Source organism: Paenalkalicoccus suaedae (assembly GCF_006965545.2).
Classification (GTDB): Bacteria; Bacillota; Bacilli; order Bacillales; family Salisediminibacteriaceae; genus Paenalkalicoccus; species Paenalkalicoccus suaedae.
In genome coordinates this window covers 1-5,820 of sequence record NZ_CP041371.1, presented here as the reverse complement: position 1 = coordinate 5,820, position 5,820 = coordinate 1, and the positions used below count along the sequence as shown (strand labels likewise).

Sequence of the window (5,820 nt, the reverse complement as noted above, 5' to 3'; positions counted from 1 at the left end):
TAAAGGGCTTTGCCCTCACTATAGCGAACCCTTTTTACGAGGTGATACGTTATGGATATGGGAATCAAATTATCATCAAAGGACGTCGCAAAACACCTCGGTATAGAGCCAGTAACTGTCCGCAAGTATGCCAGTATGCTTGAAGAACAAGGCTACTCGTTCAATAAAGATTCGAAAGGATGGCGACTCTATACCGAGGATGACGTAAAGACTTTAGAGTATCTATGTACAATGACTAAGATCAATGGACACTCACTCGACGAAACGGTAAAGCACATAGCAAGCTTATATCGTTCTAAACTGACCATATCGGATACCGCTACATCGCTACAGGACAATCCTTTAGTCGAATTCATGAAACGACAGGAAGAATTCAACCGCCACATGGCAGAACGGATGGAACGATTCGAAAAAAGACAGCAAGAAAGGCACGAGACACTCACCGCTGCATTACGTGAGTCCCTTGAGACACAAAAAATGATCGCAGCCACCAAACAAAAAAAGTGGTGGAAATTTTGGAAGGGCAATTGATTGCCCGTTTTCACCGCTCTAATTCATTGTCCTTGTATTTATTGGCTTCTCTAGGCATTCCAGCCGTACGGAAAAACGATGCCGCTAATTTCCGCATCTTTGGTAATTTTTCTTTAGCCCACTGAACCATTTTGTCTTTCCATTGTTCCAGTACGGCAACTCTCTCTTTTAGTGTCTTATTTTCTTTTTTTAACGCCTTGTTTTCTCCAGCCACTTTTTCAAGCGTTTGATTCTGCTTCTTGGCGAAACTCAAAACCTCAGCATACTGCCCGTTTCTCTTATCAAGTTCCTGTTTTAGTTTTAGGCTCTCCGCAGCTTCGCTATTTCTTTGAATGATCAAAACTTTATTTTCAGCTGACAGTTCCTCGTTTTCCGTTCGTAAAGTCGTCAGTTCCTCTTTCACTTCCTGCCGAAGATCCTGACGCTGTTCTTCCGTAAATTCCTTTGCAAGCTTGCGCCGCATTTCCTTTTTGGACGCTTCAACTTCTGAATGGATCCTACTCTGCAGTTCCTGAAGCCGTTGGTCTTTTTCATCCGCCCGATCTGCTTCCTGCCGGGCGATAGACTGCCAGCGCTCCTTTTCCTGCGTTTCCGACTTCAATTGCCCCGCCAACTCGGCTGCCGTTTTAGTTTTCTGCTCCGCATAGGCATACAAAGCATGGAGTTCCCGCTCTGGCACAATGACTTTATCCTTTTTGAGCCACGCTTTTTCATGTTCAATAGTCGGCATTTTCAACTCTTCAGCCTTAGCTGTCAGCGATTCTTTTTTCACTTCTATAACTGCTTGAACAGCTTTGTTTTGCTTTTCCAGTTCCTCTCTCTGCTTTTCCTTTAAAGCAATTTCAGCATTAAGCCGCTCAAGCTCCGCTTGCCGCTGATTTATTTTATACTGGTGAACATTCTCATGCTTCTTTTCGCTTGGTTCGCCGCGCACCAGGTCAAAACCGTTTTCAACCATGTGCCGATGAAAATCATCTTGAATGGCTTTCATCTTCAATTTGCCATTAAAAAAATCTTTCGCAGAGAGTCGGCCGTCCTCTGTGATCGGTACAATACCAACATGCATATGAGGAGTCGCTTCATCCATATGGACTGTAGCATAAAGCATGTTTTCAGCGCTGTATTTCTCTTTCAAATGATCAACCGCTGTTTCAAAATAGCGCCGCTGCTCCTCATCGCTCAGCCCATTCATATAGTCAGGACTTGCCGTGATCAAAAATTCGCTGACCAAAACAGCATCCGCTCGGACCTTCCGTTTGACTCGCCCCTCAATTTTTTCATGAATCGCTTTTGAATAGCTAATCGGTTTCTCGTTCACTAGATCATAATTTAAGTGCGTCCGCTCCCGATCAATATTTTCATTTTTGCTTTTTTGAAACTCCCGCTGATTGTGTTTTTGCGTTCCATTCAATCTATCTTTTTTGTATTTTTCCATCCTGATGACTGCATAATTTGCCATGAGAAAAACCCCCGATTCAGACCACTGTATAGGGGTTATGGTAACACAAAGTTTATCTTTGGTGTAACGCACTACACCAAATTATGCCCATGGCAAATTTGGACGTGCGACCTGCGGTGCTGGTGGCTCTCTCATTCTCGCTGTCGCATCGAAAGTTCGTGCCACTTGTCGGCTGTCCGCCGACCCGACTTTTCCGCCGATGAGAGATCGGCAGAAAATCAGAAATACCCTTTGCTGCTATCAAAGCATTCAAACTATGAAAACTTTGATCTGTGTGCTAAATGTTCATAACAAAATGAAAAAACAGACCTTATAGCCTGTTTCGGTCTAAAAATTATTTAGCTTTTCGCATATTACTAAATGGAAAAAATACGAACTCTTCGGTTCCCTGAATATCATCTTTAGTAAAGAGTCCAAGCCCATTACGACTATCCATTGATTCTTGTCGGTTATCGCCCATAACAAAATATTTATCTTTTGGAACTTTAATTGGTCCAAAATCTCCTGTAAGGTTTATACCCACTTTCTTAGCATTTTCTTTATTATAAGAAAGATATGGTTCCTTAACTTCATTTCCATTAATAAAAAGGTGGTCATTCTTCATTTCTACAGTGTCTCCAGGTAAACCAATTAATCGCTTCACATAATGTGTGCTTTTTTCCTTTCCGTTTAAAATTATTATATCCCCTCGTTTAAAATTACCTGTATACTTCACAGTCTTATTTACAAATAATCTTTCAGAATCAACCAAAGTGGGATCCATAGACTTCCCTTCTACCACATATGGCTCAAACAAAAAATTCCGAATAAGAAGAGCAAGTATAACAGCTATCACAATAGCCTTGCCCCACTCTAAAATAGAGCTTTTCTTTTTGAAAACTTTCTCTTTTGTCAAAGAAATTTCCTCCTCTATATTTCAAAACCCGCTTATCACATTTTACCAAAACAAAAATAAAAAAGCAGGATTAATCCTGCTTTTTCATCATCTGCTATTTGGACTATCTACAATCGGGACTCCAATAAAATTCAACTTTTTTGCCAGAACCATTAGAAACAAATAATTGTATAGGAACATTCTTTCCATAACGTTCTACAGCATAGTTTGTAAGATGATATGTATGCCCTGCAGTCACGTATTTTCCCAGAGTAGCGCCATCGCTACCAGAAACATTTACCCAATGTGGCTTTCCTTTCCCTTTGTTCGCATCAGCAAAAACTGAAATAGCAACATCACGAGAACGTCCAGCTTTAAGTACTTTCACATAGACCCCACTAGTATTAGCTTTACGATAACTTTTTGTTGAAGATTGGGTAGAAGTTGTAGAATAATATTTATCCTTAGTATCAGCCTTTACAGCAGGCGAAAAAGATACCAATAATAAAGATAATACAACAATAATACCTACCCACATCTTACTTTTACCAATCGTGGTAACCATAAAAACTTTCCCTCCTAGCAAAATTTCAATACTTGTAAATAATATCAAAATAATAGAAAAAACAACACATATATACATAGTTTTAATATAAAGTTAAGAAAGTAGCCCAAGAAGTTTCAAATACTGGTCAGCCACTCTAATTCTCACAATTACATCTAAAATTAACTCTTGATTTGACTATTAGAGTATAAAAAAAGCAGGAACAACGCCTGCTTTTTATCTGATTATGTAATTTTTAATGCCTGGATGCCAGTAAGCCATAACTTCAAATGCTTCGTTCGCCACCTCGTCATCTTCTTCCTCAATCTTGACGAGATCGCCGTCCTCCGCATCACCGAGGTTTAGTTCTTTATGAATTTCCTTCAAGATGCCACCGTAACCAATAAGCCGGCGGGCAGAAAGCGCATCATCCAAATAAAACACCGTGTTCAGATTGTCTTCTGTCACCTTATTGCCGCGCACAACATCCGTATCTTTAACCGGATATTTAGAGATTTCAAGAACAGCTTTTTGCTCCATCATGGCTTCCCGCACATCGCTCTCAATCTGTTCGGCATCAATTTTAGCTCTTCCCTTGACTCTTCGGATATCAACAATCGGCGTGTAGTCCAGTTTCATCGCCCTTTTCCATAAGCTCGTCCACTCAGACTGCTTAATGTAATTGTGAGTAAAATAGCTTTTCTTCACAGGCAACAACACATGAAAATGCGGATGATATGTATCTTCTTCGTGATTTTTGGTAATCTCTAAAGCTCTGAAATAACCTAAAGTCGCTACCTTAACTCGTTTATATCCGAAAAGGCGGTTCCATCCTTTCATCATGTCAGCAATCATGGGTTTTAATCCGTCACCCTCGACATTCCGAACCGTCAGTGTGAGAAAAATCCATCCACAACCGTACTGCCGATTCGCTTCCTCAACGATTAATTTATTATGATAAGCAATTTTTAAAGACCTACGCCACGCACACATCGGGCATAACCTCACTTTACAAAACTGAGCTTGATACAACTTTAATTTGCCCGTCTCCGGGTCTCGTTTAAACGAAAGACATTCCGCACAACTGCACAATTTCTCAGCTTTTTTGCCATAGTAAGGTATACCAGTTTTACTCTGTAAAGCTTCATAGTGCTCAGCCATAAGATTCGTCCGTCTCTTTTTCCCCTTCCAATCCCGCTTTTTACCTGTTGCGGTCTTGTCCTCAAGGATGATATAATCATTTTCAGATGAATACATGAACAAAAAAACTCCTTCTGAGCTAGTAATCTAGCATTCTATTATTTTAGTGGGCACTTTAATAATAGCGGAAGGAGTTTCTACATGTCAAAAAGCCGTCAAACCCTTGACAAATAAGGGATGGGGGCTATTTTTTCGCCTTGAGATGTTTCTATATAGTATCAAGATAAGAAAAGACCCGATTTCGGCTCCGCCAAAATCGAAAAAAAGCCGGCTGAAAACAGCCGGCTTTTTTTAAAACCTAAAACCCAAAGATCAAAACCATTCTTCCCCCGCAGGGGGGGAGATTTTTTTTTCAAAAATCGGCTTTTTTTATACGAAAAAGCCTTTTTAAGCATCCAAAAGCACTTTTTTCATGGAACAAAAGAAAATGGATGGTTCGGCATCTCAAAAGATTTCCAAACAGCCGAAAATGGAGCACTGGGTTAAAAATAACAAGGCGGACTCTAAAGAGTCTGCTTTTTTTATTTTTAAACGTGTTTAAATGCCCCTACATTCAATTTTAAGAGCTTCCCCCTATAAAAGGTCATCTTTTTTATTTGAAGCTCTCAGAAACGATTCTAAGCATCCTGAAAAGCATTCTTTATTCTCAACGAGCCTTGCAACAGTTCTTGGGCTTTGCCCAAACCCACCAACGGACGGCCGTTGGATGCCAGCATTCAATCCCCCCAACCCCCCGCTTCTTCGGGGGGCTCCCTCGCCGGTTGGCGTCAAACAAACGGGTTTGTTTGAGTGCTGAAAGGGTTCGGGTGGCGCTGAGCGAGTCAACTCCTTAATCCTCCCTACGGTCCGGTTACCGTTGACTCACGCCAAAATCGCATCACTGCCTAAAAAAAAAGAACCCTCACCGCCAAAAACGGTAAAAGGGTTTAGGTTCTAACAACAGCTATGAATATTATAAGCCCCTGCAGGTACATCACATCAAAGAAAGCTCAAACGCTTTTTGTATGTATTCTTCCTCTGTGATTTCTCCATGAAACCGTCTTTCTAAAAGCTTTTCCTCTTCTTCCGTCAGCACTAAACCCTCAAAGCCAAGGGTTGCTCTTACATATCTCATTCCTGTTTCAAAATCACTCATTGGCACTCCCCCATAAACTAAATACAGTCCCAACCTGATAAAAGAACGGAACAGCTTTCTTTTTAAATGGCTCTAAA

General features: G+C 40.7%; 6 protein-coding genes. 1 reads left to right on the top strand and 5 read right to left on the bottom strand.

Going from position 1 to position 5,820, the window contains the following annotated elements; translation table 11 throughout:
- The first annotated feature begins 51 nt into the window (after positions 1-51).
- Positions 52-531: a DUF3967 domain-containing protein gene (locus tag FLK61_RS00435; protein WP_010890187.1), complete on the top strand. Its 480-nt coding sequence runs from the start codon at positions 52-54 to the stop codon at positions 529-531.
- Between the two features lie 10 nt (positions 532-541).
- Here FLK61_RS00435 and mobV read toward each other — a convergent pair whose 3' ends face one another.
- The 5 genes from mobV to FLK61_RS00410 form a co-directional block, all read right to left on the bottom strand.
- A complete protein-coding gene (gene mobV, locus FLK61_RS00430) occupies positions 542-1,990 on the bottom strand; it encodes a MobV family relaxase (RefSeq protein ID WP_011255099.1) in 1,449 nt (482 codons plus the stop codon).
- A 334-nt stretch (positions 1,991-2,324) separates the two neighbouring features.
- A complete protein-coding gene (gene lepB / locus FLK61_RS00425; RefSeq protein WP_010890185.1) occupies positions 2,325-2,885 on the bottom strand; it encodes a signal peptidase I in 561 nt (186 codons plus the stop codon).
- 103 nt (positions 2,886-2,988) lie between these two features.
- Positions 2,989-3,429 (bottom strand): DUF2712 domain-containing protein, encoded by a 441-nt coding sequence (locus FLK61_RS00420; protein WP_010890184.1) that lies wholly within the window; start codon positions 3,427-3,429, stop codon positions 2,989-2,991.
- Positions 3,430-3,645: 216 nt separating this feature from the next.
- Positions 3,646-4,665: a protein rep gene (locus tag FLK61_RS00415; protein WP_010890183.1), complete on the bottom strand. Its 1,020-nt coding sequence runs from the start codon at positions 4,663-4,665 to the stop codon at positions 3,646-3,648.
- 916 nt (positions 4,666-5,581) lie between these two features.
- Entirely contained in the window at positions 5,582-5,743 is a 162-nt protein-coding gene (locus FLK61_RS00410) for a hypothetical protein (RefSeq protein ID WP_014475552.1), read from the bottom strand.
- Between the last annotated feature and the right edge of the window lie 77 nt (positions 5,744-5,820).

Bases quoted from the DNA above. Each gene is read 5' to 3' on its own strand.
- FLK61_RS00435 (WP_010890187.1), top strand. From the start codon at position 52: ATGGATATGGGAATCAAATTATCATCAAAGGACGTCGCAAAACACCTC.
- mobV (WP_011255099.1), bottom strand. From the start codon at position 1,990: ATGGCAAATTATGCAGTCATCAGGATGGAAAAATACAAAAAAGATAGA.
- FLK61_RS00420 (WP_010890184.1), bottom strand. From the start codon at position 3,429: ATGGTTACCACGATTGGTAAAAGTAAGATGTGGGTAGGTATTATTGTT.
- FLK61_RS00415 (WP_010890183.1), bottom strand. From the start codon at position 4,665: ATGTATTCATCTGAAAATGATTATATCATCCTTGAGGACAAGACCGCA.
- FLK61_RS00410 (WP_014475552.1), bottom strand. From the start codon at position 5,743: ATGAGTGATTTTGAAACAGGAATGAGATATGTAAGAGCAACCCTTGGC.